This is a genomic window from Streptomyces sp. T12 (genome assembly GCF_028736035.1).
GTDB lineage: Bacteria > Actinomycetota > Actinomycetes > Streptomycetales > Streptomycetaceae > Streptomyces.
Window position 1 is genome coordinate 5,268,905 of sequence record NZ_CP117866.1, and the last position, 25,248, is coordinate 5,294,152.

Below are 25,248 nucleotides of genomic sequence, written 5' to 3' on the forward strand. Positions count from 1 at the left end.
GGAGAGCCCCCGCCAGGGGACCCTTCTCCAAGACGGAGCCCCGGGGAGACCTCCTCGGGGAGGCGCAAGCCGAAGCCTGGGCAGCACGCAGGACGCCGGAGCAGCACGCAGGACGCAGGACGCCGGGGCATGGCGCCCTGGGTCAGGCCGTCGGCGTCAGTCCGCCATCGGCAGGTACACCCGGTTGCCGGCCGCGGCGAACTCCTTCGACTTCTGAGCCATGCCCTCCTCGATCTCCTGCTGGGATCCGCCGTGTTGGCGACGGATGTCCTGGGAGATCTTCATCGAGCAGAACTTCGGCCCGCACATGGAGCAGAAGTGGGCCGTCTTGGCGGGCTCGGCCGGAAGGGTCTCGTCGTGGAACTCCCGTGCCGTGTCCGGGTCGAGAGCCAGGTTGAACTGGTCCTCCCACCGGAACTCGAAGCGGGCGTCGGACAGCGCGTCGTCCCACTCCTGCGCACCGGGATGCCCCTTGGCGAGATCGGCCGCGTGGGCGGCGATCTTGTAGGTGATGACGCCGGTCTTGACGTCGTCACGGTTGGGCAGGCCCAGGTGCTCCTTGGGTGTGACGTAGCAGAGCATGGCCGTGCCCCACCAGGCGATCATCGCGGCACCGATGCCGGAGGTGATGTGGTCGTAGGCCGGAGCGACGTCCGTGGTCAGCGGGCCGAGCGTATAGAACGGAGCTTCATCACAGATCTCCTGCTGAAGGTCGATGTTCTCCTTGATCTTGTGCATCGGGACATGTCCCGGCCCTTCGATCATGGTCTGAACATGGAAACGCTTCGCGATCCGGTTGAGTTCCCCGAGCGTCTTCAACTCCGCGAACTGCGCCTCGTCGTTGGCGTCCGCGATCGAGCCCGGCCTGAGGCCGTCACCCAGCGAATACGTGACGTCGTACGCCGCGAGGATCTCGCAGAGCTCCTCGAAGTTCTCGTACAGGAACGACTCCTTGTGGTGCGCCAGGCACCACGCCGCCATGATCGAGCCGCCGCGCGAGACGATGCCGGTCTTGCGGTTGGCGGTGAGCGGCACATACGGCAGGCGCACGCCCGCGTGGACCGTCATGTAGTCCACGCCCTGCTCGGCCTGTTCGATGACCGTGTCCTTGTAGATCTCCCAGGTCAGCTCCTCGGCCCTGCCGTCGACCTTCTCCAGTGCCTGGTAGAGCGGCACCGTGCCGATCGGCACGGGGGAGTTGCGCAGCACCCACTCGCGAGTGGTGTGGATGTTGCGGCCGGTCGACAGGTCCATGACCGTGTCGGCACCCCAGCGGGTAGCCCAGGTCATCTTCTCGACCTCTTCCTCGATGGAGGAGGTGACCGCGGAGTTGCCGATGTTGGCGTTGACCTTCACCAGGAACCGCTTGCCGATGATCATCGGCTCGATCTCCGGGTGGTTGACGTTGGCGGGCAGCACGGCCCGGCCCGCCGCGATCTCCTCGCGGACCACTTCCGGAGAAACGTTCTCCCGGATGGCCACGTACTCCATCTCGGGTGTGATCTCGCCGCGGCGCGCGTAGGCGAGCTGCGTAACCGCGCCACCGTCACGGCCCCGTCGCGGCTGGCGCGGCCGTCCGGGGAAGACCGCGTCCAGGTTGCGCAGGCCGCCGCGCGGCGAGGTGTGCTTGATCCCGTCGTCCTCCGGACGAACGGGCCGGCCCGCGTACTCCTCGGTGTCGCCGCGGCCGATGATCCAGTTCTCCCGCAGCGGGGGCAGCCCCCTGCGGACGTCGGTGTCGGTCAGGGGATCGGTGTACGGGCCCGATGTGTCGTACAGCGTGACCGACTGCCCGTTGGTGAGGTGCACCTGGCGGACTGGCACCCGCAGATCGGGGCGTGAGCCCTCGACGTACGCCTTGTGCCAGCCGATGGACTTCCCGGCCTCCTCGGACGTGTCGTCCTGAACGGAGGCAGGCGTGCGCGCGTCCTTGATGGTCATGAGACCTACTCCCTACGCCGGCATTACCCGGTAACAGGTTCGGCGGTCGACGCAGCGGCTTCCGTCTGCCGACGTTTCGTGGGGAACATCACTCTCTTCGGATGATGTTCCACGTGAAACATCGCAGGGACGGAGGTCAGCGCCCTCTCAGCCCGGTGCTCCGAGCTCCCGCGTGTACAAAGGTGGCACCACGCTAGCGTCAATTCGGGCGCGGTGAACAGAGGGCCCCGGTCGTTCTTGCGATGATCGGTCGGTGACCACGACGCATGAGCCTCCGTACCCACCGCCCGAGCAGCCCCGCGGCTCGGGCTTCGGAAGCGGCCCCGGAAACGGCCCCGCGCGGGGCAACGGCCGTACAGACGGCCGGGGTTCGGGGGTGGCTGGCGGCAGATACGACGGTGGATACGGGCCTGGTTCGGCAGGCGGCCACGACGATCACGCGGCTGATTCCGGCGGCTGGCACGAACACGGGGCCGGGGCCAGTGGGATGCAGGGCCACGGGGGCGGGGGGCATGGGCGCGGGCCCGGCGGCCCGCACGGCCCAGGATCCGGCGGCGGCCCGCACGGCCCCGGTTCTGGTGGCCCGCACGATCAGGGGTCCGGTTCCGGCGGCTCACCGGGGCAGTGGCCCGCCCCGGGTGACGGTCACGACTCCGGCGGTGGCCATGGGCACGGGTCCGGATCCGGCGGCTCACGTGGCGGCGGCGACGGCGACGGCGGTGGCGGTGGCGGGCATGCGCACTCCCACAGCCACGCCCATGGTCCCGCGGCGCCCGTCTCCCAGCACCTGCGCAAGGTCATCGCGGCGATCCTGATCCCGTTCGCCGCGGCGGTGGTGGTGGGGCTCGCGGTGCTGTGGCCGGGCGGCGCCCCGCCGCACGAGCGCACGGGAGTCGGCTTCGACCGGCAGACGCAGGAGGCCACGGTCGCCAAGGTGGTCGAGGTGAGCTGCAAGGACGTCGGCGCCTCGGGAGTGCCCCCGACCGGTGACACCTCCACCGCCGAGGGTTCCTCCGCGGTGCAGCAGGAGAACGGCACCTGCAAGAAGGCGACGATCCGCGTCGACACGGGCAAGGACAAGGGCCGTACCTTCACGGAGATCGTGCAGCCCGACCAGTCACGGCAGTTGCACGAGGGCCAGGACGTCGTGGTCGCCTACGAGCCCTCCGCGCCCAAGGACCTGCAGTACTCGGTCACCGACGTGAACCGCAGGATCCCGATGGCGCTGCTCGCCGGTATCTTCGCGCTCGCCGTCGTGGTGGTGGGCCGGATGCGCGGTGTCATGGCGCTGGTCGCGCTGGCCATCAGCTTCCTGGTGCTGACCTTCTTCATCCTGCCGGCGATCCTGCAGGGCTCGAACCCGCTGGTCGTGGCGGTGGTGGGGGCCAGCGCGATCATGCTGATCGCGCTCTACATGTGCCATGGCCTGTCGGCCCGTACGTCCGTGGCGGTGCTCGGCACGCTGCTCTCGCTGCTGCTGATCGGCCTTCTCGGCTCGGGGTTCATCGACTGGGCCGCGCTCACCGGCAACACGGACGACAACACCGGTCTGATTCACGGGCTGTACCCGTCGATCGACATGAGCGGTCTGCTGCTCGCCGGTGTCATCATCGGTTCGCTCGGCGTCCTCGACGACGTGACGGTCACCCAGACGTCCGCGGTCTGGGAGCTGCACGAGGCCAACCCGACGATGGGCTGGCGCGGGCTGTACCGCGCGGGCATCCGGATCGGCCGCGACCACATCGCGTCCGTCGTCAACACACTGGTGCTCGCCTACGCCGGCGCCGCGCTGCCGTTGCTGCTGCTCTTCTCGATCGCGCAGAGCAGCGTCGGCACGGTCGCCAACAGTGAGTTGGTGGCGGAGGAGATCGTGCGCACGCTGGTGGGCTCCATCGGCCTGGTCGCGTCGGTGCCGGTCACCACGGCTCTCGCGGCCCTGGTGGTCTCGGCCGACCGGCCGGAGAAGGGGGCGGTGTCTGCGGGTGCCCAGCCGGTCCCGGCGGGCGCACAGCCCGCTCCGGGGCAGCCGGCTCAGGGACGGGGCGGGCGGGGGCGACGCCGGAAGCGGTGACGGACGCGGCCGCCGATCTCGCGCAGCCGACGGGCCCGCCCCTGAGCCGGAACACGGCGCACGCCCGCGAAGAAGAAGCGTTCCCGCGCGCCCCCGCAGCGCCCCGGCGAAGCGTTACGCCACCCTCTCGCTGCCGTAACGCTTCAACCCGCGCTCTGCTCCTCCGCCAGGATGCGGTCCAGGGCCTCATCAAGGTGGGCGTCGAAGTCGGCGAGCGCGCCCTCCTGCCCGAGCGGCACCAGCTTGTCGGTGCGGTCGAGGAAGGCCACCAGGGGCGCCACCGAGGAGCGGAACAGCGCCTGGTCGGCACCGACCTGAAGCCGGATCAGGACGTCGCCCAGCGTCTCGGAACCGGCCGGGGAGACCCGTACGTCTCCCTCTCCGCACGGTCTGCCCACCCCGTCGACCAGCAGCTCGCGGCCGAAGGCCCAGGTCACGGGGGCATCACCCGGCAGGTGGAAGGTCAGCCGTACGGCATAGGGATCACAGGTCTCGTAGCGCAGCTCCACCGGGATACGGAACGAGAGCTCCTCGGACACGAGAAAGCTCATCATGACCTCTGCCTGTACGGACTCGCGCATCGCCTACCCCGTCGTTTGCAGTCGACTGGCCGGGAACGGACCCGACACTGGTGGAATCTTGCTGAACGTACACGAGAGATCACAAGGAGTGAGTTTTCAGATACTGATAGAGATCGCCAGTGACCCCAGGAGCCGCCCGACTTCGTCCTGGAGCTGCCGTGCCGCCGACAGCAACCGGTCGGCCTGATGGGCGGGCAGGGAAATGGCCATCGTCGCGGCCGTGGTGCCCACTGTGATCGGAATCGCCGCGCACACCGTGCCCAGCGCGTACTCCTGGCGCTCGGTCACCGGCTCCATCCGACGCGTCCGTTCGAGGCGTTGCAGCAGCGTGCGGCTGTCGCGCACCGTGTACGGGGTGATGGACTGCACGGGATGGCGGTCGAGGTGATCGCGGCGGGCGTCCTCGTCCAACTGGGACAGCAGGCACTGACCGATGGCGTGCGCGTGGCCTGTCTCACGGAAGTCGGCCCATTCCTCGACCGCCGGATTGCCCGGAGTGTCGGAGACGCACATGACCTCGATCTCGCCGTCGCGGTACTGGGCGTAGTAAACGGGGACACCAATGGCATCACGCCATTGGGCGAGTGCTTCGGCAACGGCGCTGCGACGTTTCTGCTGAGCTCCGCTGCTGCTCAGCCGAACCGCTGCCTCGCCGAGGAAGAACAGGCCCTTGTCCCGGTGCAGATAGCCCTCGTGCACCAGGGTGCGCAACAGGTGGTAAGCGGTGGGCAGCGCCAGACCCGTCTCACGGGCGAGCTGCTTCGCGGGAGCGCCGTACTCGTGCTCGGCGACGCATTCCAGCAGGCGCATCGCACGCTGGACGGATCCGATGAGCGTCGCGGAGTGCGGCTGCTCGGGGGGTGTCCTCGGGGAGGCCTGTCTCGGTACCTGGGGTACGGAGGAGTGCGGCCGTCCGAGGGGTGAGTGGGGTTCTGAGGGTGCGGTGTCAACCGTGGCCAAGGGTCACTCCCAAAGGCGCGAGGGGGGAGCCCGTGCTGGGGAACACGGGAGAGGGGTGCACGCCGCTCACGGGGTCGTCCCCGCGTCGATTTCCGGACTCTATTCGTACGCCACCGCTCGCAGACGCCCTGCCCGGAAAACTTCCCTCGCCCGAGGGAACCGGTGATTCCTGTTACCGCTTCCCTCTTCCCACGGCCCTCACCAGTCGCTGCCGGCCCTCACCAATCGCTGCGCGACGAGGAGCTCGACATGAACTTCCTTACGACGTAGATCAGTCCACCGACCAGTGCCACGAAGACCAGCACCTTGAAGAGCAGCCCGATGACGAACCCGACGACGCTGGCTATCAACCCGCCGAACACGACCAGGGCGATAACCGGCACCGCGATCCACTTCACCCACCACGGCAGTCCTGCGAAGATCTCACGCATCGCCCTCGTCCTTACCTCTCCGCCCGGCACAGTGCCGGATCCGGTCCTTCGAATCTGCTGATTCCCTGCACTCGATGCTAGGGCGGGCAGGTGCCCGGCGGGGGCCTCGCAGCCCTTGTCCTCCCCTGATCGATCCCCTAGGGAACCCCGAGGCCAAAGGTCAGCTTTCTGGCGGAGAGAACACCACGAGCACCCGCAGGTCCTCGCTGATGTGGTGGAACTTGTGGGCGACTCCTGCCGGCACGTACACCACGCTGCCGCGCGCCACGTGTGTGGTCTCCATGCCGACGGTGATCTGGGCGCGGCCGCTCACAACGAAGTAGACCTCGTCCTGATTGTGCGGCTTCTGTGGATCATGCTCACCGGCATTGAGCGCATACAGACCGACTGACATGTTCCGTTCGCGCAGAAACTGCAGGTAGGCGCCCTCGTTGGCGGCGCGCTCCGCCTCCAGTTCGTCCAGCCGGAATGCCTTCATCGCTCTCGTCCGCCCTTGTCACAGTGCTCATGGCCGATCTCGTCTGCCACGATCAGACACATGAAGAATTTCGTAGTCAAGACGATCGCCAACGCGGGCGCCCTGGCGGTCGCCGTCTGGCTGATAGACAACATCACCCTCACCGGTGACAGCACGGGCAAGAAGGTCGGCACCCTGCTCGTCGTCGCGTTGATCTTCGGCCTGGTGAACTTCCTGGTCAAGCCGCTCGTCAAGCTCCTGAGCCTGCCGCTGCTCATCCTGACGCTCGGTCTGTTCACCCTGGTCGTCAACGCGCTGATGCTGCTGCTGACCTCGTGGCTCGCCGACAAGCTCGACCTGAGCTTCCACGTCGAGGGCTTCTGGACCGCCGTGCTCGGCGGCCTGATCATCTCGATCGTCTCCTGGGCGCTCAACGTCGTCCTGCCCGACGGGGACTGAGCATCCGATGACCTACCGCGTCTGCTTCGTCTGCACCGGCAACATCTGCCGCTCCCCGATGGCCGAGTCCGTCTTCCGCGCCCGTGTGGCGGAGGCCGGGCTCGACGGCCTGGTCGAGGTCGACAGCGCCGGCACCGGCGGCTGGCACGAGGGCGACCCGGCCGACTCCCGCACCGTCTCCGTCCTCGAGGAGCACGGCTACGAAAGCGGCCACACGGCCCGGCAGTTCCAGGCGTCGTGGTTCGCCCGCCTCGACCTCGTCATCGCGCTCGACTCCGGGCACCTCAAGGCCCTGCGCCGACTTGCGCCCTCCCCGGAGGACGCGGCGAAGGTGCGGCTGCTGCGTTCCTACGACCCCGCCGTAGGAGACGACCTCGATGTGCCCGACCCGTACTACGGGGGCCGGGACGGCTTCGAGGAGTGCCTCGAGATGGTGGAGGCGGCAAGCACGGGCCTCCTCGCGGAGGTCCGCGAGCAGGCGGGAGGGCAGGCGGCATGAGCGGTACCAATCCTCAGCAAGTGCCTTCCGGCGGCGGGGACGGCACGCGCGCGGTACGGGCCGGGCTGCCCGAGCCGGTCAAGTACGAGCCGACCCTGCCGGGCCCGGTGTTCGCCGCCCACTACCACCTGCCGGGTGAGCCCACGGGGCCGTACACCTACGGCCGTGACGAGAACCCGACCTGGACGCACCTGGAGCGCGCCATCGGCGAGCTGGAGGCGCCGGGGGAGGTCGGCGTCGAGACGCTGGTCTTCGCGTCGGGCATGGCCGCCACCTCGTCGGTGCTCTTCTCCCAGCTGCGCGCCGGGGACGCGGTCGTCCTGCCCAGCGACGGCTACCAGGCGCTGCCCCTGGCACGGGCGCAGCTGGAGGCCTACGGCATCGAGGTGCGCACGGCGCCGACCGGCGGGGACGCACAGCTCGGCGTCCTGGACGGCGCGAAGCTGCTGTGGATCGAGACGCCGTCGAACCCCGGCCTCGACGTGTGCGACATCCGGCGGCTCGTCGAAGCGGCACACGCGCGTGGCGCGCTCGTCGCCGTCGACAACACGCTCGCGACACCGCTCGGGCAGCGGCCACTGGAGCTCGGCGCCGACTTCTCGGTGGCCAGCGGCACCAAGCAGCTGACGGGGCATGGCGACGTGCTGCTGGGATACGTCACCGGCCGCGACGCCGAGGCCATGGCCGCCGTACGGCGCTGGCGCAAGATCGTCGGGGCGATCCCGGGGCCCATGGAGGCCTGGCTAGCGCACCGTTCCCTGGCCACGCTCCAGCTGCGTGTGGAACGGCAGAACGCCAATGCCCTGGCGGTCGCCGAGACGCTGCGGAACTGGCCGGAGGAGCTCGGGGTGCGTTATCCGGGGCTGCCGGGCGACCCCTCGCACAAGATCGCCTCACAGCAGATGCGGCGCTACGGGTGCGTGGTGTCCTTCACGCTGCCCACGCGCGCGCGTGCCGAGCGCTTCCTCGACACCCTGCGGCTCGTCGACGACGCGACCAGCTTCGGCGGGGTGCGCTCCACGGCCGAGCGGCGCGGACGCTGGGGCGGCGACGCCGTACCGGAGGGCTTCATCCGTATGTCGGTCGGTGCGGAAGATCCCGAGGACCTGGTGGCCGATGTGCTGCGTGCGCTGGACGAATCGGCGGAGTGATCGCGTTCGCCGCCGCGTCCGTCGGTGTCTACGCAGAACGGACGGTCCGAACCTCCCCCCTCGTGGCTCGGACCGTCCTCGGTTCTGCGCGCCAAGAACCGCGCGAACAAGGCTAGTTGACTCTCTGTCAGTGTCCAATCACAGTAGCGACAGCGACCTATCGACTTATTTATAGTTGGGCCCTGCCCTGAGGGTGGGGAGAAGGGCGGGGAAGGGGAGGGTGTGGCATGGATCTGGCCTTGTTGCGCACTTTTGTCACGGTGCACCGGGCCGGCTCCTTCACCCGTGCCGCCGCGCTGCTCGGGCTGTCGCAGCCGGCCGTGACCTCGCAGATCCGCACCCTGGAGCGACAGTTGGGCCGCCCCCTGTTCCTACGGCAGGCCCGCGGAGTGACACCGACGACCATCGGCGACGAACTCGCCCACAAGGCCGCGCCGCATCTCGACGCCCTGGTGGAGATCACCGAGACGGGTCTCGACGACGAGTCCTCCTTACGCTCCCTGCACCTCGCCGGCCCTCCTGAGTTCACCGCCGAGCGGGCGCTGCCCGCACTCACCGAGCTGACCGGCGAAGACGGCCAGGGCTTCGCCCTGCGCGCGTCCTTCGGCAACGCCGAGGAGACCCTCGAAGGGCTGGCCGCCGGGCATCATGATCTGGCCATCAGCACGGCCCGTCCACGTGGCGCTCTGCTCACGGCGACTCCACTCTGCGACGAGGAGCACGTCCTCGTCGCCGCTCCCCGCTGGGCCGACCGGATCGGCTCGGGGACACTGCGCCTCAAGGGAGTGCACGCGCTGGAGGACCTCCCAGTGGTGGAGGTCCACGAGTCCCTGCCCTTCGTCTCCCGCTACTGGGCTTCGGTCTACGACTCCCGGCCCGCCGCTCCGGGCACCGTGATCGTCCCCGACCTGCGCGCGGTCCTCGCCTGCGCGGCGGCGGGGGCAGGGCTGGCGGTGTTGCCCCGCTATCTGTGCGCGGCCGCCTTGGAGCGCGGCGACGTCGTCGCCCTGCACGATCCGCCGGTGCCGCCACTGCGGACGTACTTCCTGGTGGTCCGCACCGGCACGCTGACGATGCCGCACATCGCACGCGCCCACGAGTGGCTGCTGCGAGCGGCTTCCGACTGGGCCTGAGGAGCGGTTCCCCATAAGGCCTGAGCAGGGCATCTGGGGCCATCACACCGTGAGCTCGAGTGGTGACGTCTCGCGATGTTTCACGTGGAACCAGCCGGGCCACATTTCTCCCATGACCGTCCGACCCGTGGTCAAGCGCACCGCCCGCGCCGTCCTGCTGGACGGCGACGATCTGATCCTGATCAAGCGCACCAAGCCTGGTGTGGATCCCTATTGGCTCACCCCCGGTGGCGGGGTCGAGCCGACGGACACGACTGTCGTCGAGGCCCTGCACCGCGAGGTGTACGAGGAGCTCGGAGCCAAGATCGTCGACGTGGTGCCCTGCTTCGTCGACACCGTCGAGCACATAGGCGAGGACGGCGGCGCGACCGGTGTGAAGGTGCAGCACTTCTTCGTCTGCCGCCTGGAGTCGATGGACACGTCCCTGCGGCACGGGCCCGAGGTGGACGAGCCCATCGGCGAGTACGAGATCGTGCGGGTGCCGTTCACCCGCGTCGGGATCGCCTCCGTCCATCTCGTACCGCTGTCGCTGCGGCACTACCTGGACGGGAACATCGAGGGCGTCCGCGCCATGCACGCCCCCGACCTGGGCTGACACCGACGGCCGGCCTCGGCTTCGGCGACGACTCATCAACCCAGGTAGCGACGTTCACCAGCCCCCGGTGGCGACGGTTCATCAGTCCCCGGTGGCGACGAGCTCCTCCACCGAGTCATGGCGTATGCGCTCGGACGGGATGCCGATGTCTCTCAGCGCGTCCACACCGCTGCGGATCATGCCAGGCGGACCGGAGACGTAGGCGTCGTACTCGGTCCAGGGCCCGAACTCGCGTATGGCGTCGGGAAGCTGGAGCAGTCCGTGCCGGTCCACGACCGGGCGGACCTCCAGCCAGGGGTGGGACTGCTGGAGTCTGAGCATCGTGTCGATGTCGTACAGGTCCTGGTGGGTGCGGGCGCCGTAGAAGACCTCGACCGGTCGCCGTTCGCCGTGCTCGGCGATGTCCTCGACCAGCGCCTTGATGGGCGCTATGCCGGTGCCTCCGCCCACGCAGAGCAGACCGCTGTCGGTGGTGTGGTCCACGGTCATCGAACCGGCCGGCGGGCCGAGCCGGATGATGTCTCCCGGCCGGGCGCGGTGTACCAGCGCGTTGGAGACCCAGCCCGCGGGCACGGCCTTCACATGGAACGTCAGCAGGCCGTCGGAGCGGGGCGCGGAGGCAAAGGAGTAGTGCCGCCAGATCCGCGGCCACCAAGGCGTCTCCAGGCTCGTGTACTGCCCGGCGAGGAAGGGATAGGGCTGGTCGGGGCGGACGGTGACGACCGCGATGTCCGAGGTCCTGAGGTCGTGCGACACGACCTCCGCATACCACCAGGCGGGGGCGCGTAGTTCGTCCGCCGCCGCCGCGTCGATCATGACCTGCGAGATCGTCGTGTACGCCCGCACCCAGGCGGCCTCCATCTCCGCGTCCCAGACGCCGACGGCGTACTTGTTCAGCGCACCGATGAGGCACTCGCCGACGGCCGGGTAGTGCTCGGCCCGGGTTCCGTACTTGCGGTGGCCGCGGCCGAGGTTCTGCAGGTACTCGACGAGAACGGGTGTGTTGTCGATGTGCTCGGCCGCGGTGAGCAGCGCCTTGAGCAGCCGGTCGCGCTGGGTGTCCATCGCGGCCGGGAAAAGGGAGCGCAGGTCGGGGTGGCGTACGAAGAGCAGCGCATAGAAGTACGAGGTGACCTTGTCGGCCACGGGGCCGATCTCGGCCATCGTCCGGCGGATCAGGATGGCATCCGGGGACGCGGGTTGGGCCGGGGCGGGGCGCTGAGTCGGCACGCTCAGTTGAGCGGCAGGTGGGGTTATGGGGCTGAGGCCTGATATCGCCGGGTGGGCGGTGGTGGCCTGAGCGGCAGCGGGGGCAGGCGCCGCTTGGCTTGGGGCTGGGGCAGGTGCCGCGGACTCTTGGGCTCTGGCCGAGGCGGGAGCAGGAGGGGCGGCAGGCGTCGACAGCGTGGGCGCGGGCAGTATGTGACCCGGGGTGGGCGTGCCGGGGGTCGGTGTCGCGGCCGGTGTCGCGGCCGGTGCCTCTCGCTCCCGGGCCGTTGTGCCGTAGCTCGCGCGGTAGGCGTCGACTGGGCCAGGCCCAGGGCCCCAGGTCGGATCAGCGGCGGCGTTCGATGCCCGGCCGTGTTCGCCGGCGCCGTATGCGGGCCCGGCGGGTGCCTGGTCCGGGGCCGGGCCTGAGGCGGGGTCCGGCGTTCCGGGGCCTGCGCCGGTGTCCGCAGGGGCGGGCGCCGCCGGGTCGGTCGTCGTGGCAGGCGGTGTGCCGTCCTGGGCCGAGGGGGGCGTGTCGTCGCCCGTCGCCGTCCTGCCGACCGGGCGCATCGCGGCCAGGCGGCGGCCGTCAGCCGTCTCCTGTTCGCTGCCCGGAGTCGTCGCCGGCTGCTTGCGCGGCGTGAACCAGCCGCCCCCGCCGCCGGAAGTGCCGGTGTCGGCCGACGTGGTGGTCGGAGCGTCCATGGTGTGCCTCGCCTCGAACATCTTTCGGTCGGTCTGCGCACTTCCTTGCTCGGAAGGTGCCTGCTTCCCCCGCGATGGCTTGCTTTTCCCGTTCGTTGCCGCGACCAATACGGCGACATTCAACCCGTATTCCGACTCGGTACGGGCAAGTAGGGCGAGAGTGTGACATTGGCCGCAGCACTCTCACCGCAGCATCCCACCGCGCGTGGGCGCCCCGGCCGCATACCCGTGAATGCGGGTCTTCGATCTCTCCGTCCCGTTAGGCTGCATTGCCTTGCGCTCGGTCCGCGCTGGGAGTCTGCATCACAGCTCGGACACGAACCGGAGTCGACCCTACCGGCCGATGCCCCGATCACAAGTCCCCCCTTCCTCCCTCACGATTTGGACGAGGCAGCGAACGACTAATTCCTTCAATTAGCGGCTGCTGCGCACCAATTCATAGGCTTCCCACAGATCCATCCCCATGTAGGAGTGGGTCGCGAGACCAGCCAGATGGCCATCTGCGTTGACGGCGACGGAGACCGGGACGGCTCCGAACAGGTCCTTGTCCGACAGCGAGTCGCCATAGGCGACGCAATCGGCCCGCGTCACCCCGAACTCCTCACAAAGCCGGTCGGCGATGAGGACCTTGGCCGCGGCACTGAGAACTCCTGCCGGGTCGACGGGCTCGGTGAACGGCACGGCTGGAAAGCGGGAACCGTGCGCCGCGTGCGCGCCCCAGCCCGTCAGCCGCTCCACGAAGAAGGAGGGCGAGAGCGATACGACCGCGCAGTAGTCTCCCTGCCCCCTGATCTCCGCCCAGACTTCACGGATCCGGGCCAACCAAGGAGCGCCCTCGAAAGCGGCCGCCACATGGGCCTCGGTGAGATCCGCCCAGAGCGCGTGCACCCGCGCCGCATACTCAGGCGGCCCGATCAGCCCCGCCGAGATCTCTCGGTCGAGCGCCACGGTCTCGGCTTCCAGCCCGAGTTGCCGCGAGATCTCCACGGGGGCGGAACTTCCGTGCAGAAGGGTGCCGTCGAGGTCGAAGAGGTGAAGTCTGGCCATAGGCCATGAGGCTAATGGGATGTGCTGTCGCACCCTTGGCCGGAGACTCCCTTGAGCGGAGATCGGAAACAGGCCCTTGATGATCGATCGCCTGCTGGACGCCAGCCGTTTCTCCATGTTTCACGTGAAACACCCAGCGTCTGCAGGCACGCTGTGCGCCGGCCCATGACATGGCCAAAAGCTCGTACGTCTCCCCGGAAACGGCTGGACGACCAGGGCAGTCGTCAGACAGCCTGACCTGCGTGCCGACTCCTTCCCTCGCCGCTCTGCCCATCCGCCGTCTGACGCCTCGCGATCTCACCGCCTGCGCCGACTTGTCCGAGGATCGGGGCTGGCCCCGTGAGGAACACAAGTGGGGGTTCCTCCTCACAGCCGGGAAGGGCTACGGCATCGACGACCCCGACGGCGGGCTCGTCAGCGCCTGTGTCATCACGGAGTACGGGCCGCACGACCGCCTCGACCTGGGCGCCATCGGCATGGTCCTGGTCGCCGGGCGGCATTCCCGCCAGGGCATCGGGCGCCGCCTGATGCGTCACGTCGTCTCCGCGATGGGCACGACACCACTGACGATGCACTCGACGCCGAACGGCCAACCGCTCTACGAGGAACTCGGCTTCAAGGTCACCGGCCGGGCGGAGATGCTGTGCGGGCACTTCACGCCCGGCGCCTCGGGGCCGTCGGTGGCCACGCGCGCGGCCACCGCCGAGGACCTCACCACGATCCTGCGGCTCGACGAGGAGGTTTTCGGCGCCGATCGCACGCACATCATCACGCGGCTCCCCGCATTCGCCGACCAGCTGCGCGTCGCCGAGGAGAATGGCCGGATCATCGGATACGCCGGTGCCTGGCCCAACATGGACACGCAGGTCGTGGGGCCACTGATCGCCCGCGACACGGAGACGGCCAAGGCGCTCATCGCCTCCCTCGCCGCCCACACCGACCGCCCGTTGCGCACCGACATCGACGTACGCCACGAGGAGCTCCTGACCTGGGCGAAGGAGCACGGGCTGGCCTCCGTCGCCTTCAACGCGGTCATGACGTACGGCATCTCGGAACTGCCCGGTGACTGGACCCGGCGGTTCGCTCCGCTGACGGTGGCGGCGGGCTGAGACCTTCAGTCGGAAACGCCGGTCCCCGTCGGGGACCGGCGTTTCGTCGTCGACGTTCGTAGTCGGCGTTCGTAATCGACGCGTTGTCGTCGATTCTGGGGTGTCGTCAGGCGAATACCTCGATCGCGGCGGTCGCGAAGTGGTGGTCCTGCTCCGGCGCCCCGCCGCCCACCCCGATCGCGCCGATCAGCCGGCCGTCCCGATGGATCGGCACACCACCCGCGATGAACAGCAGCGGCCGGTCTAGCGCGGTGGGCAGCGTGTGGAAGAGGCCACCAGGCTGCACGGCCTCAACGAGATCGGCGGTGGGGGCGTCGAGCTGGAGCGCCGTGTAGGCCTTGCGGGTGCTGGTCTCCCCGGAGATCAGCACGGCTCGGTCGTCCCGTCGGAAGGCGAGCAGATGGCCTCCGGCATCCAGGACCGTGACGCTGACGGTCACCCCGGCGGCCTCGGCGGCCCGGTGGGCTGCGGCGACGAGGACGTCGGCGTCCTGAGCGGTCAGGGGGGCAACCGCGGTGGCAGTGCTCATGAGGAGGTTTCTCCTTGTGGTGTGGTGCTGAGGGTGGGTCTCACGGGGCCGGATGTGCCGGGGGCGGCCCTGACCCCGACACAGGTCGGCTCAGTGGTGTACGGCAGCTCGCTGCTCGGCAGGCACGGTGCCCGTGACGACGGTGCTGGAGGATGCTCGGTCGCGGCGCTCCAGTGCGGCCGAGAGAAGCGCGAGCAGCAGCGCGGCCGCGGCCAGGGCGGCCCCGACCCAGTTGGGGGACGTGTAGCCGAAGCCTGCCGCGATGACGATGCCGCCGAGCCAGGCGGAGAGGGCGTTGCCGAGGTTGAAGGCGCCGATGTTCACGGCCGAGGCCAGCGTCGGGGCGCCGTGTGCCTGGTCGAGGACGCGCTTCTGCAGCGGCGGTACGGTGGCGAAGCCCAGGGCGCCGATCAGCGCGATGGTGACGGCCGCGAGGACCTTGTTCTGGGCCGTGAGCGTGAAGAGCGCGAGCACGACAGCGAGGGCGCCCAGGGAGACGTACAGCATGGGCATCAGCGCGCGGTCGGCGTACTTGCCGCCGATGAGGTTTCCACCGACCATGCCGAGCCCGAAGAGGACCAGCAGCCAGGTGACCGAGCCGTCGGCGAAGCCGGCGGCATGGGTCATCATCGGCGCGATGTAGGTGATGGCCGCGAAGACGCCGCCGAAGCCGAGAACCGTCATCGCCATGGCGAGCAGGACCTGGGCGTTCTTGAATGCGGCCAGTTCGTGGCGCAGGCGCACCCCCTGGGGCTGGGGCAGGTCGGGGACGAGCTTGGCGACGCCGACCAGGCCGACGACGCCGAGGGCGGCGACGATGCCGAAGGTGACGCGCCAGCCGGCGGACTGCCCGACGAACGTGCCCAACGGGACGCCGACGACATTGGCGACGGTCAGGCCGGTGAACATCATCGCGATGGCTCCGGCCTTCTTGTCCGGGGCTACCAGGTCGGCCGCGACGACCGAACCGATGCCGAAGAAGGCGCCGTGGGCGAGCGAGGCGACTACCCGGCCGGCCAGCATGATGGCGAAGGCGGGGGCGAGAGCGGACAGCAGGTTGCCGACGATGAACAGTCCCATCAGCAGCATCAGCATCCGCTTACGGGAGACCTTGGTGCCGAGCACGGTCATCAGGGGAGCGCCGAGGACCACGCCGAGCGCGTAGCCGGTCACGAGCAGCCCCGCTGTGGGGATGGAGACCCCGAAGTCGCCCGCGACCTGGGGCAGCAATCCCATGATCACGAACTCGGTCGTTCCGATTCCGAAGGCCCCGATCGCGAGGGCCAGAAGCGCGAGAGGCATGAAGGGGGTATACCTTCCAGAAGATTGCAGGAGCGCTTTACGAGTGAAGACAATACTTGCAGACGCGCTATACTTGCAAGCGCAGGCTATTGCATTACTGCTCTACTCTGGCTTCAGCCACTCCGGGATGGAGGACACGCCATGACAGCGACGGACCCCGCGCTCACCGCCCTCGCCCAGGGCTGGTGCGCCCTCTCCCTGCTGCACGGGAGGATCGAGGCGCACATCGAGCGCGCCCTGCAGACCGGACACGACCTGAGCGTGCGCGAGTACTCCCTGCTCGACGTACTCAGCCGCCAGCACGACGGCGAAGGCGGACATCTGCAGATGAAACAGGTCGCCGACGCCGTCGTCCTCAGCCAGAGCGCCACCACCCGGCTCGTCACCCGCCTGGAAGACCGCGGCCTGCTCTCCCGCTACCTCTGCCCCACCGACCGCCGCGGCATCTACACCGACGTCACCGAACCAGGCCTCAACCTCCTCCAAGCAGCCCGCCCCACCAACGACACAGCCCTGCGCGAAGCCCTCGACGAAGCCGCGAAGAACCCCGAACTGGCCCCACTGGTCCGGGCCGTGGAGACACTCCGCGCACCCGCATAGGGTGCAAGCATGGGAGATCTTGAAATACGGGCCGCCGTCGCCGATGACGTCCCCGCGATCGTCGGCATGCTCGCGGACGATCCACTGGGCGCCCAGCGTGAGTCACCGGACGACCTGACTCCTTACCTGGCCGCGCTCGAGCGGCTCAGCAGCGACCCGAACCAGCACCTGGTCGTCGCGGTCCGGGAGGGCCGCGTCGTCGGCACGCTCCAGCTCACGGTCATTCCCGGGCTGTCCCGCAGGGGCGCGACCCGCTCCATCATCGAAGGTGTACGCATCCACGCCGATGAGCGCGGCAGCGGCCTGGGCACACAGCTCATCGAGTGGGCGGTCGCCGAATCCAGGCGCCAGAACTGCCAGTTGGTGCAGCTGACCTCCGACAACACCCGTACAGACGCCCACCGCTTCTATGAGCGGCTCGGTTTCACGGCCTCGCACGTGGGCTTCAAGCTCACGCTCTGACACGGCGAAGCGCCTGTTTCACGTGAAACAGGCGCTCACCGGGCGATCAGAACGGGCCGATCCCCCGCCATCCGTCGGGATCCACGCCGCCCGGCACAGCAGCCCCCTCGTCGTACGGCTGACGCGTGAAGACGAACGACCCGAGGTCCAGATGGTCCACGGCTCCGTTCGGGCGCCGTACGGCCTTCAGGAGCTCGCCTGCGTAGTAGCCCTCCAAGCCCGTCCACGTGCCGTCACCGTTGGCCCTGAACCGGGAACGACGACCCTTGCCGGACAACGGCTCCAACGAAACCAGCCCGTCGGCCGCCAGCCGCAGGCCGAAGGCATGGGTTCCCCAGTACCACTGACCCGCCAACTCCAGCGCCGCTGATTCGACTTCGGTCATCGGGCGCCATGGCTCGGGGATCCGGGGCTCAGCCTCGGCGACAATGCGGACGAGGTCGGCGGCAACGGTGAACAGCAAAGGGCCGGAGGTGCAGTTGGCCAGGACGACGACGGCGACATCGTCCTCCACGCTGGCGGTGAGGCAGGCAAGGAAGCCCGGCAGGGAACCCGAGTGTCCGACCAGGGTCCTGCCGTCCTGGTGCCGGATCTCCAGGCCCAGGCAGTACGCATAGCCACTCGCCATGTCCGCCGCCTCGGGCGGAGCCGCCGGCGTCCTCATCTCCCGCAGCGACTCGGCGCCCAGCACCCGGTCGTCGCCCTGGACCAGAAAGGCCGCGAACCTCGCCAGGTCGCTGGTCGTCGACCACAGTTGACCAGCCGGCGCCATCAGGCCGAGGTCTTCGACGGGCTCGGGAAGCATCACGTCGGCCCAGGGGTGCACGGCCCAGCCTCCCGCGTGCGGCGCCTGCGGTCGCGTACTCGTACGGTTCAGACCCAGGGGTTCGAGCACTTCACGCCGGAGTACGTCCTCCCAGGAAGCCCCCCGCAGCTCCTCGACCAGCGCGCCCAGCAGCGTATAGCCGGGGTTCGAGTAGTGGAATCGACGGCCCGACGGATGCAGGAAGGGCTGCTCACCCAGGACGTCGGAGAGCCCGGGACGCAGTGATGCGGGGCTCCGCTCCCACCAGGGTCCCGGTGTCTCGGCCGCCAACCCGCTCGTGTGCGCCAGCAGCTCGGCGATGGTGGCCTCCCCCGCGCCCGTGCCCGGCAGATGCTTCTCCAGCGGGTCACCGAGGTCGAGCAGTCCCTCGTCGCGCAGTCGCAGGACGAGTACGGCGGTGAAGGTCTTGGTGATCGAGCCGATGCGGTACTGCACGTTCTCGTCCGGCCCGTGCCCGTCCACCGAGGTGCGCGAGCCGTGCCACACCGTCCGGCCGTCCCGTACGACAGCGGCGACCAACGAGGGCGCACGCCCTTCGGCCTGGGCCACGGCGATGCGATGCAGCAGCGCCCGGCGGGTGGCGGGGAGCAGCTCTTCTTGAGATGTCGTCATGCCCCCAGTCCACCCCGGTGGGCTCTCGGGAGTCGAGCGCATATCCCAGGGCGAGGTCGAGATCAGGCGGCTTGCCCGTGTCGGCCGAGTACACCACGCTGAGCCCCGAGCACGAGGACTACCGGCGAGCCCAGATCGCGCACCGATGAGTTTCCCGCGCCGCGCTGGTCTATACGCCGGACACCCACGGACGGAAGGCTGGGCCATGCGGAAACTGATCTACGGCATGAACCTGACCCTGGACGGCTACATCGCCGCGGCCGGCGACGACATCGGCTGGAGCGGACCGCCGAGCCGCGAGCTGTTCCAGTGGTGGCTCGACCACGAGCGGGCGAGTGGCCTGTCGCTGTATGGGCGCAAGCTATGGGAGACGATGAGCTCCTACTGGCCGACCGGCGACCAGCAGCCCAACGCCACCCCGGCGGAGATCGAGTTCGCGCGGAACTGGCGGGACACGCCGAAGGTGGTGTTCTCCTCGACGATCGACAAGGTCGACTGGAACACCCGCCTGGTCACCGGCGACGCGATCGCCGAGATCACCCGGCTCAAGGCCGAGGACGGCGGCCCAATGACCATCGGCGGCGCAACGCTCGCCGGGGCGGCCATGCGCGCCGGGCTGATCGACGAGTACGCGATCGCCACCCATCCGGTCCTGGTGGGCGACGGCACGCCGTTCTTCACCGCGCTGGACAGCTGGGTGAACCTGAACCTGGTGGAGACGCGGACGTTTCCCGGCGGCGTGGTCCTGACCAGGTACGAGACGAGGCGCTGAGCAGCTTCCCGCTGTCTCACGGTGCCATCGGAGATGAGATTGTGCCGCGAGATTTGAGACCCTACGGGGAGGTGGATCAGGTCTGCGCCATGTCCACGAACCGCGAGTAGTGGCCCTGGAAGGCGACCGTGATCGTCGCCGTCGGACCGTTACGGTGCTTGCCCACGATGATGTCCGCCTCGCCCGCGCGCGGCGACTCCTTCTCGTAGGCGTCCTCGCGGTGCAACAGGATCACCATGTCGGCGTCCTGCTCGATGGAGCCGGACTCACGCAGGTCGGACACCATCGGCTTCTTGTCCGTGCGCTGCTCGGGACCACGGTTGAGCTGCGAGAGCGCGATCACCGGGACCTCCAGCTCCTTGGCCAGGAGCTTGAGGTTACGGGACATGTCCGAGACCTCCTGCTGACGGCTCTCGGAACGCTTCGAACCACCGGACTGCATCAGCTGCAGATAGTCGATGATCACGAGCTTGATGTCGTTGCGCTGCTTCAGCCGGCGGCACTTCGCGCGGATCTCCATCATCGACAGGTTCGGGGAGTCGTCGATGTAGAGCGGCGCGGCCGACACCTCGGGCATTCGCCGCGCCAGGCGTGTCCAGTCCTCGTCCGTCATAGTGCCGGAACGCATGTGGTGCAGGGCCACGCGCGCCTCGGCCGACAGCAGACGCATCGCGATCTCGTTGCGCCCCATTTCGAGGGAGAAGATGACGCTCGCCAGGTTGTGCTTGATCGACGCCGCCCGCGCGAAGTCCAGTGCGAGCGTGGACTTACCCATCGCGGGACGGGCCGCGATGACGATCATCTGGCCCGGGTGCAGGCCGTTGGTGAGCGAGTCGAGGTCAGTGAACCCCGTGGGCACACCGGTCATCTCACCGCTGCGCGAGCCGATCGCCTCGATCTCGTCGAGCGCGCCCTCCATGATGTCGCCGAGCGGCAGATAGTCCTCACTGGTGCGCTGCTCGGTGACCGCATAAATCTCGGCCTGGGCGCGGTTGACGATCTCGTCGACGTCGTCGTCGGCCGCGTATCCCATCTGCGTGATGCGGGTGCCGGCCTCGACCAGGCGGCGCAGTACGGCGCGCTCATGGACGATCTCCGCGTAGTACTCCGCGTTCGCCGCCGTCGGCACCGTCTGGACGAGTGTGTGCAGATACGAGGCGCCGCCGACCTTGTTGATCTCGCCGCGCTTGGTGAGCTCGGCGGCGATGGTGATGGGGTCGGCCGGCTCGCCCTTGGCGTAGACGTCGAGGATCGCCTGGAAGATCGTCTCGTGTGCGGGCTTGTAGAAGTCGTGGCCCTTGATGACCTCGACGACATCGGCGATGGCGTCCTTGGACAGGAGCATGCCGCCGAGGACGGACTGCTCGGCATCGAGGTCCTGCGGCGGAACCCGCTCGAAGGCCGAACCGCCGCCGTCCCACTCTCCGGTGTCCCGACCGCGCTCATGCTGCTCGTCGCGTCCCCGGCCACCGTCGCCGCGTCGGCGGGAGGCAGGCAGACGATCACTGGGACCGCTGTCGGCCCACGGGTCGTCCAAGGGCTCGGAAATGCTCAACCGAGCCACCTCCTCCCGTCCGCCGAGCGGACCTCGCCGTGCCCCTCAGTTCTACGGCACGCCACTGACAAATAAGAGGCCCAACTCCGGTTCTGGCTCGCCGGTTTTGTGAGGGTTTCACGGCCGGCGGACGGAGTGGGCGCCGGACCACGGTAGGCCCGCGGGCACCGTCAGCCAATCTGGTTATCCACAGGCCATGTGGACGACGGCCCAGATGCTGTGGAGAACTCCGCAAAACCTGTGCACGACACGGTGGACAGGCCTGTGAACAAGCCCTCCAAGAATTCCGGACACCATTGCTGACCTGCACATTCACCGTCCACCGGCTGTGCAGAAGAAAAACTTCCCCAGTCGGACCAAGATCGCTTCGAACGGTACGCACAAGCACACACCACGAGACTGCCAGTAAGGGTCATTAGTCCATTGCATCTCTTACCTGTGGACGATTAGATTGGTGGCCATGACACAGGCTCCCGCGACCCCTACGGCCACACGGCGACAGCACGACCGAGAGATCGTCGCACTCGCCGTCCCGGCCTTCGGCGCGCTCGTCGCCGAGCCCCTCTTCGTCATGGCCGACAGTGCGATCGTCGGTCATCTCGGCACCGCACAGCTCGCCGGACTCGGGGTCGCCTCGGCTCTCCTCATGACAGGCGTCAGCGTCTTCGTCTTCCTCGCCTACGCCACGACGGCGGCCGTTGCCCGACGCGTCGGCGCCGGTGACCTCCAGGCCGCCATCCGCCAGGGCATGGACGGAATCTGGCTGGCCCTCCTCCTCGGCGCCGCCGTCATTGCAATCGTCCTGCCGACCGCACCGTATCTCGTAGAACTCTTCGGCGCCTCGGACACCGCAGCCCCCTACGCGACCACCTATCTACGGATCTCGGCACTCGGCATACCGGCCATGCTCGTCGTACTCGCCGCCACGGGTGTTCTACGCGGACTGCAAGACACCAAGACGCCGCTCTACGTCGCCATCGCAGGCTTCGTCGCCAACGCCGCCCTCAACGCGGGCCTCGTCTACGGCGCCGACCTCGGCATCGCTGGCTCCGCCTGGGGCACCGTCATCGCCCAGTGCGGCATGGCCGCGGCCTATCTCGTGGTCGTCGTCCGGGGGGCCCGCAAGCACGAAGCCTCCCTGCGCCCCGACGTATCCGGGATCAGGGCCTCCGCACAGGCTGGAGTGCCCCTGCTGGTCCGCACCCTCTCGCTGCGGGCGATTCTGATGATCACCACGGCCGTGGCAGCCCGCCTCGGGAACGCCGACATCGCGGCGCACCAGATCATCCTGTCGCTGTGGAGCCTGCTCGCTTTCGCACTGGACGCCATCGCCATCGCCGGACAGGCCATCATCGGGCGGTATCTCGGCGCCGGCGACGCCGAGGGCGCCCGGGCCGCCTGCCGCCGCATGGTGGAGTGGGGCATCGCAGCCGGGGTCGTACTCGGCCTGCTCGTGGTGATCGCCCGACCGTTCTTCCTGCCGCTGTTCACCAGTGACGTGATCGTCAAGGAAACGGCGCTGCCCGCCCTGCTCATGGTGGCGCTCTCCCAGCCGATCTGCGGCGTCGTCTTCATCCTGGATGGCGTCCTGATGGGGGCAGGCGACGGTCCCTACCTTGCCTGGGCCATGGTGCTCACCCTGGCAGTGTTCACCCCGGTGGCGCTGCTCGTCCCCGCGTTCGGCGGAGGCCTCACCGCAGTCTGGGCGGCCATGACGCTGATGATGACGGTGCGCATGCTGACGCTCTGGGCACGCACCCGCTCGGGCCGCTGGATCGTGACCGGCGCGACGCGCTGAATGTTTCACGTGAAACACGCTGTTTCACGTGAAACGGACCGGATCCCTTCGCTGTACAGCGAAGGGGCCGTACCCCACTGGGTACGGCCCCTTCCTTCAGCTGTTCAAGCCGAGCGCAGCGATCAGGCCGCGATGACCTCGATGTTGACCTTGGCGGCAACCTCGGGGTGCAGACGCACGGACGTCTCGTGGGCGCCCAGGGTCTTGATCGGCGCACCGAGCTCGATGCGGCGCTTGTCGACCTCGGGGCCACCGGCAGCCTTGATCGCCGAAGCGATGTCGGCCGGGGTGACGGAACCGAAGAGACGACCGGCATCGCCGGAGCGGACGGCCAGGCGGACCTTGACGGCCTCGAGCTGGCCCTTGACCTGGTTGGCCTGCTCGATGGTCTGGATCTCGTGGATCTTGCGAGCACGACGGATCTGCTCGACGTCCTTCTCGCCACCCTTGGTCCAACGGATAGCGAACTTCCGCGGGATCAGGTAGTTGCGAGCGTAACCGTCCTTGACGTCGACGACGTCGCCCGCGGCACCGAGGCCGGAGACCTCGTGGGTGAGGATGATCTTCATGTGTCGGTCACCCTTCCCTTATCGCGCGGTGGAGGTGTAGGGCAGCAGCGCCATCTCACGGCTGTTCTTCACGGCCGTGGCGACGTCACGCTGGTGCTGCGTGCAGTTGCCGGTCACGCGGCGGGCACGGATCTTGCCGCGGTCGGAAATGAACTTCCGCAGCATGTTCGTGTCCTTGTAGTCCACGTACGTGACCTTGTCCTTGCAGAAAGCGCAGACCTTCTTCTTCGGCTTGCGCACAGGCGGCTTCGCCATGGTGATTCTCCTGTGTGATCAAGAAGTTTGGGTACGACCCGCCCCTCGGCCCAAGGCCTAGAAGGGGGGCTCGTCCGAGTAGCCGCCACCGCCGCCACCGCCGCCGGAGTTTCCACCCCAGCCGCCGCCACCGCCGCCCTGCTGGCCACCGGCGGGAGCGCCGGTCGCCCACGGGTCCTCGGCGGGAGCGCCGCCGCCCTGCTGACCGCCGCCGGGGCCACCGCCCCAGCCGCCGCCACCCTGGGCGCCACCGCCACCGCCGCCGTAACCACCCTGGCCACCGCGACCGGCGGTCTTGGTGACCTTGGCCGTGGCGTTGCGCAGGCTGGCGCCGACTTCCTCGACGTCCAGCTCGTAGACCGTGCGCTTGACGCCCTCACGGTCCTCGTAGGACCGCTGCTTCAGCCGGCCCTGCACGATGACGCGCATGCCTCGCTGGAGCGACTCGGCGACGTTCTCCGCCGCCTGACGCCAGACCGAGCAGGTGAGGAAGAGGCTCTCGCCGTCCTTCCACTCGTTCGTCTGGCGGTCGAAGGTACGGGGAGTGGACGCGACACGGAACTTCGCGACCGCCGCACCGGAGGGGGTGAAGCGCAGCTCGGGGTCATCGACAAGATTGCCGACGACCGTGATGACGGTCTCGCCTGCCATGGGGGAACCTCTCGGCGGGTTTGCTGCTGGCTGCTTGTGCTGCTACTCGAATCCCGAGATCAGCTGAGCGGAAGCTCAGTGGGTCTCGGGGCGGAGGACCTTGGTCCGGAGGACCGACTCGTTCAGGTTCATCTGGCGGTCGAGCTCCTTCACGACCGCAGGCTCGGCCTGCAGGTCGATGACCGAGTAGATGCCCTCAGGCTTCTTCTTGATCTCGTACGAGAGACGACGACGGCCCCAGGTGTCGACCTTCTCGACCTTGCCGTTGCCCTCACGGACGACGGAGAGGAAGTTCTCGATCAGGGGGGCGACAGCGCGCTCCTCCAGATCGGGGTCGAGGATGACCATCACCTCGTAGTGACGCATGTGGAACCCACCTCCTTTGGACTCAGCGGCCACGGTCGTTCCGTGGCAGGAGGGTTGTGATGCGTACGCAACGGTATCGGCCGCCACTGACAATCGGGGGTGACCTCGCGGTTTCCCCGAGCTGGCTCGGGCAGACACCGGTGCAGACGGTACACAGTACCTGCACACCGGCGTCCGGTTGAAATCCGGGCGCCGTCACCGACAATCTGTACACATCGGGTGTGTATGGCGCTACGATGCGCCGCCTTCCGCAGGAGGTGCCCTATGGCACAGGCAATGCGACCCAACACCGTCGGAGGCCTTTTCGCCACGGACGGAAAGCCCCACCCTCTCCAGGACACCCTGCTCGCGGTGACCCTGGTGCTGGGCATCACGGCTTTCGTCACGGCGATGTTCCACAACCTGCACCTGCTCAGCTCCTGGACCGGTCTGGTGGGGATCCTCACCGGCGCGTACGGCCAGTGGATCTCGGAGACGACCCGCGAGCGCTTCGGACTGATCATCGGCCTCGGCGCCTCGGCGGTCGGCTTCTTCCTCGGCATGGCGCACGGCGGCCTCTTCGGAGGGGTCTTCTGACGCCAGGGCACCGTCCTCCGAAAAACC

Annotated in this window: 27 protein-coding genes and 1 riboswitch; of the genes, 12 read left to right on the plus strand and 15 right to left on the minus strand. The window is 68.6% G+C overall.

Annotated elements, in window-relative coordinates:
• Positions 1-156: 156 nt before the first annotated feature.
• Positions 157-1,941: a phosphomethylpyrimidine synthase ThiC gene (thiC, locus tag PBV52_RS23615; protein ID WP_274240890.1), complete on the minus strand. Its 1,785-nt coding sequence runs from the start codon at positions 1,939-1,941 to the stop codon at positions 157-159.
• Positions 1,934-2,123: riboswitch (TPP riboswitch) on the minus strand. Its footprint overlaps the gene before it by 8 nt.
• Positions 2,124-2,428: 305 nt before the next feature.
• Between thiC and PBV52_RS23620 the strand changes: the two genes are divergently transcribed.
• The gene (locus PBV52_RS23620) at positions 2,429-4,012 is read left to right on the plus strand and encodes a YibE/F family protein (RefSeq protein WP_274240892.1); all 1,584 of its coding nucleotides are present in this window, start codon (positions 2,429-2,431) and stop codon (positions 4,010-4,012) included.
• A gap of 143 nt (positions 4,013-4,155) precedes the next feature.
• On the opposite strand, the gene PBV52_RS23625 is transcribed toward PBV52_RS23620, so the two are convergent.
• From PBV52_RS23625 to PBV52_RS23640, 4 genes are all read right to left on the minus strand, one after another.
• On the minus strand, positions 4,156-4,593 hold the full coding sequence (locus PBV52_RS23625) for an SsgA family sporulation/cell division regulator (RefSeq protein WP_062707976.1): 438 nt from the start codon (positions 4,591-4,593) through the stop codon (positions 4,156-4,158).
• Positions 4,594-4,689: 96 nt separating this feature from the next.
• Entirely contained in the window at positions 4,690-5,553 is an 864-nt protein-coding gene (locus PBV52_RS23630) for an IclR family transcriptional regulator (RefSeq protein WP_274240895.1), read from the minus strand.
• Positions 5,554-5,771: 218 nt separating this feature from the next.
• Positions 5,772-5,984 (minus strand): DUF5326 family protein, encoded by a 213-nt coding sequence (locus PBV52_RS23635; RefSeq protein WP_030820182.1) that lies wholly within the window; start codon positions 5,982-5,984, stop codon positions 5,772-5,774.
• 160 nt (positions 5,985-6,144) lie between these two features.
• Positions 6,145-6,462, minus strand: coding sequence for a cupin domain-containing protein (locus PBV52_RS23640; RefSeq protein ID WP_274240896.1), 318 nt, complete (start codon positions 6,460-6,462; stop codon positions 6,145-6,147).
• 60 nt (positions 6,463-6,522) lie between these two features.
• On the opposite strand from PBV52_RS23640, the gene PBV52_RS23645 reads away from it, so the two are divergent.
• The 5 genes from PBV52_RS23645 to PBV52_RS23665 all read left to right on the plus strand — a co-directional run bounded on the left by PBV52_RS23645 (position 6,523) and on the right by PBV52_RS23665 (position 10,278).
• Positions 6,523-6,900, plus strand: a complete 378-nt coding sequence (locus PBV52_RS23645; RefSeq protein WP_274240897.1) for a phage holin family protein — start codon at positions 6,523-6,525, stop codon at positions 6,898-6,900.
• Positions 6,901-6,907: 7 nt separating this feature from the next.
• A complete protein-coding gene (locus tag PBV52_RS23650) occupies positions 6,908-7,399 on the plus strand; it encodes a low molecular weight protein-tyrosine-phosphatase (RefSeq protein WP_274240898.1) in 492 nt (163 codons plus the stop codon).
• Positions 7,396-8,550 carry a cystathionine gamma-lyase gene (locus PBV52_RS23655; RefSeq protein WP_274240899.1) on the plus strand — a complete coding sequence of 385 codons (1,155 nt, stop codon included), beginning with the start codon at positions 7,396-7,398 and terminating at the stop codon, positions 8,548-8,550. The genes PBV52_RS23650 and PBV52_RS23655 overlap by 4 nt, the downstream gene beginning before the upstream one ends.
• Before the next feature lie 227 nt (positions 8,551-8,777).
• Entirely contained in the window at positions 8,778-9,683 is a 906-nt protein-coding gene (locus PBV52_RS23660; RefSeq protein WP_274240900.1) for a LysR family transcriptional regulator, read from the plus strand.
• Positions 9,684-9,795: 112 nt separating this feature from the next.
• A complete protein-coding gene (locus tag PBV52_RS23665) occupies positions 9,796-10,278 on the plus strand; it encodes an NUDIX domain-containing protein (protein ID WP_274240901.1) in 483 nt (160 codons plus the stop codon).
• An 81-nt stretch (positions 10,279-10,359) separates the two neighbouring features.
• On the opposite strand, the gene PBV52_RS23670 is transcribed toward PBV52_RS23665, so the two are convergent.
• On the minus strand, positions 10,360-12,192 hold the full coding sequence (locus tag PBV52_RS23670; RefSeq protein WP_274240902.1) for a globin domain-containing protein: 1,833 nt from the start codon (positions 12,190-12,192) through the stop codon (positions 10,360-10,362).
• A 414-nt stretch (positions 12,193-12,606) separates the two neighbouring features.
• Positions 12,607-13,239 carry an HAD family phosphatase gene (locus tag PBV52_RS23675; protein WP_274240903.1) on the minus strand — a complete coding sequence of 211 codons (633 nt, stop codon included), beginning with the start codon at positions 13,237-13,239 and terminating at the stop codon, positions 12,607-12,609.
• A 242-nt stretch (positions 13,240-13,481) separates the two neighbouring features.
• Here PBV52_RS23675 and PBV52_RS23680 point away from each other — a divergent pair, with 242 nt between their 5' ends.
• Positions 13,482-14,348, plus strand: a complete 867-nt coding sequence (locus tag PBV52_RS23680) for a GNAT family N-acetyltransferase (RefSeq protein ID WP_274240904.1) — start codon at positions 13,482-13,484, stop codon at positions 14,346-14,348.
• A 106-nt stretch (positions 14,349-14,454) separates the two neighbouring features.
• Here PBV52_RS23680 and PBV52_RS23685 read toward each other — a convergent pair whose 3' ends face one another.
• Both PBV52_RS23685 and PBV52_RS23690 read right to left on the minus strand, forming a co-directional pair.
• Positions 14,455-14,877: a heme-binding protein gene (locus PBV52_RS23685; RefSeq protein ID WP_274240905.1), complete on the minus strand. Its 423-nt coding sequence runs from the start codon at positions 14,875-14,877 to the stop codon at positions 14,455-14,457.
• A 90-nt stretch (positions 14,878-14,967) separates the two neighbouring features.
• Entirely contained in the window at positions 14,968-16,179 is a 1,212-nt protein-coding gene (locus PBV52_RS23690) for an MFS transporter (RefSeq protein ID WP_274240906.1), read from the minus strand.
• 141 nt (positions 16,180-16,320) lie between these two features.
• Here PBV52_RS23690 and PBV52_RS23695 point away from each other — a divergent pair, with 141 nt between their 5' ends.
• Positions 16,321-16,779, plus strand: coding sequence for a MarR family winged helix-turn-helix transcriptional regulator (locus tag PBV52_RS23695; RefSeq protein ID WP_274240907.1), 459 nt, complete (start codon positions 16,321-16,323; stop codon positions 16,777-16,779).
• Positions 16,780-16,788: 9 nt separating this feature from the next.
• A complete protein-coding gene (locus PBV52_RS23700; protein WP_274240908.1) occupies positions 16,789-17,241 on the plus strand; it encodes a GNAT family N-acetyltransferase in 453 nt (150 codons plus the stop codon).
• Positions 17,242-17,287: 46 nt separating this feature from the next.
• On the opposite strand, the gene PBV52_RS23705 is transcribed toward PBV52_RS23700, so the two are convergent.
• On the minus strand, positions 17,288-18,679 hold the full coding sequence (locus tag PBV52_RS23705; RefSeq protein WP_274240909.1) for a serine hydrolase: 1,392 nt from the start codon (positions 18,677-18,679) through the stop codon (positions 17,288-17,290).
• A 205-nt stretch (positions 18,680-18,884) separates the two neighbouring features.
• Here PBV52_RS23705 and PBV52_RS23710 point away from each other — a divergent pair, with 205 nt between their 5' ends.
• Complete coding sequence (locus PBV52_RS23710; protein ID WP_274240910.1) at positions 18,885-19,451, plus strand: dihydrofolate reductase family protein; 567 nt, start codon at positions 18,885-18,887, stop codon at positions 19,449-19,451.
• 76 nt (positions 19,452-19,527) lie between these two features.
• On the opposite strand, the gene dnaB is transcribed toward PBV52_RS23710, so the two are convergent.
• A complete protein-coding gene (gene dnaB, locus PBV52_RS23715; RefSeq protein WP_274240911.1) occupies positions 19,528-21,006 on the minus strand; it encodes a replicative DNA helicase in 1,479 nt (492 codons plus the stop codon).
• Positions 21,007-21,466: 460 nt separating this feature from the next.
• Here dnaB and PBV52_RS23720 point away from each other — a divergent pair, with 460 nt between their 5' ends.
• Positions 21,467-22,804, plus strand: a complete 1,338-nt coding sequence (locus tag PBV52_RS23720) for an MATE family efflux transporter (RefSeq protein WP_274240912.1) — start codon at positions 21,467-21,469, stop codon at positions 22,802-22,804.
• A gap of 122 nt (positions 22,805-22,926) precedes the next feature.
• Here the strand turns inward: PBV52_RS23720 and rplI are convergent, their stop codons facing one another.
• From rplI to rpsF, 4 genes are all read right to left on the minus strand, one after another.
• Positions 22,927-23,373 (minus strand): 50S ribosomal protein L9, encoded by a 447-nt coding sequence (gene rplI / locus PBV52_RS23725; RefSeq protein ID WP_234761503.1) that lies wholly within the window; start codon positions 23,371-23,373, stop codon positions 22,927-22,929.
• Positions 23,374-23,391: 18 nt separating this feature from the next.
• Complete coding sequence (gene rpsR / locus PBV52_RS23730; RefSeq protein WP_003949403.1) at positions 23,392-23,628, minus strand: 30S ribosomal protein S18; 237 nt, start codon at positions 23,626-23,628, stop codon at positions 23,392-23,394.
• Positions 23,629-23,685: 57 nt separating this feature from the next.
• Entirely contained in the window at positions 23,686-24,279 is a 594-nt protein-coding gene (locus PBV52_RS23735; RefSeq protein ID WP_274240957.1) for a single-stranded DNA-binding protein, read from the minus strand.
• 75 nt (positions 24,280-24,354) lie between these two features.
• On the minus strand, positions 24,355-24,645 hold the full coding sequence (gene rpsF / locus PBV52_RS23740) for a 30S ribosomal protein S6 (protein ID WP_005482942.1): 291 nt from the start codon (positions 24,643-24,645) through the stop codon (positions 24,355-24,357).
• A 264-nt stretch (positions 24,646-24,909) separates the two neighbouring features.
• On the opposite strand from rpsF, the gene PBV52_RS23745 reads away from it, so the two are divergent.
• Complete coding sequence (locus PBV52_RS23745; RefSeq protein WP_062707911.1) at positions 24,910-25,221, plus strand: hypothetical protein; 312 nt, start codon at positions 24,910-24,912, stop codon at positions 25,219-25,221.
• Positions 25,222-25,248 lie beyond the last annotated feature (27 nt).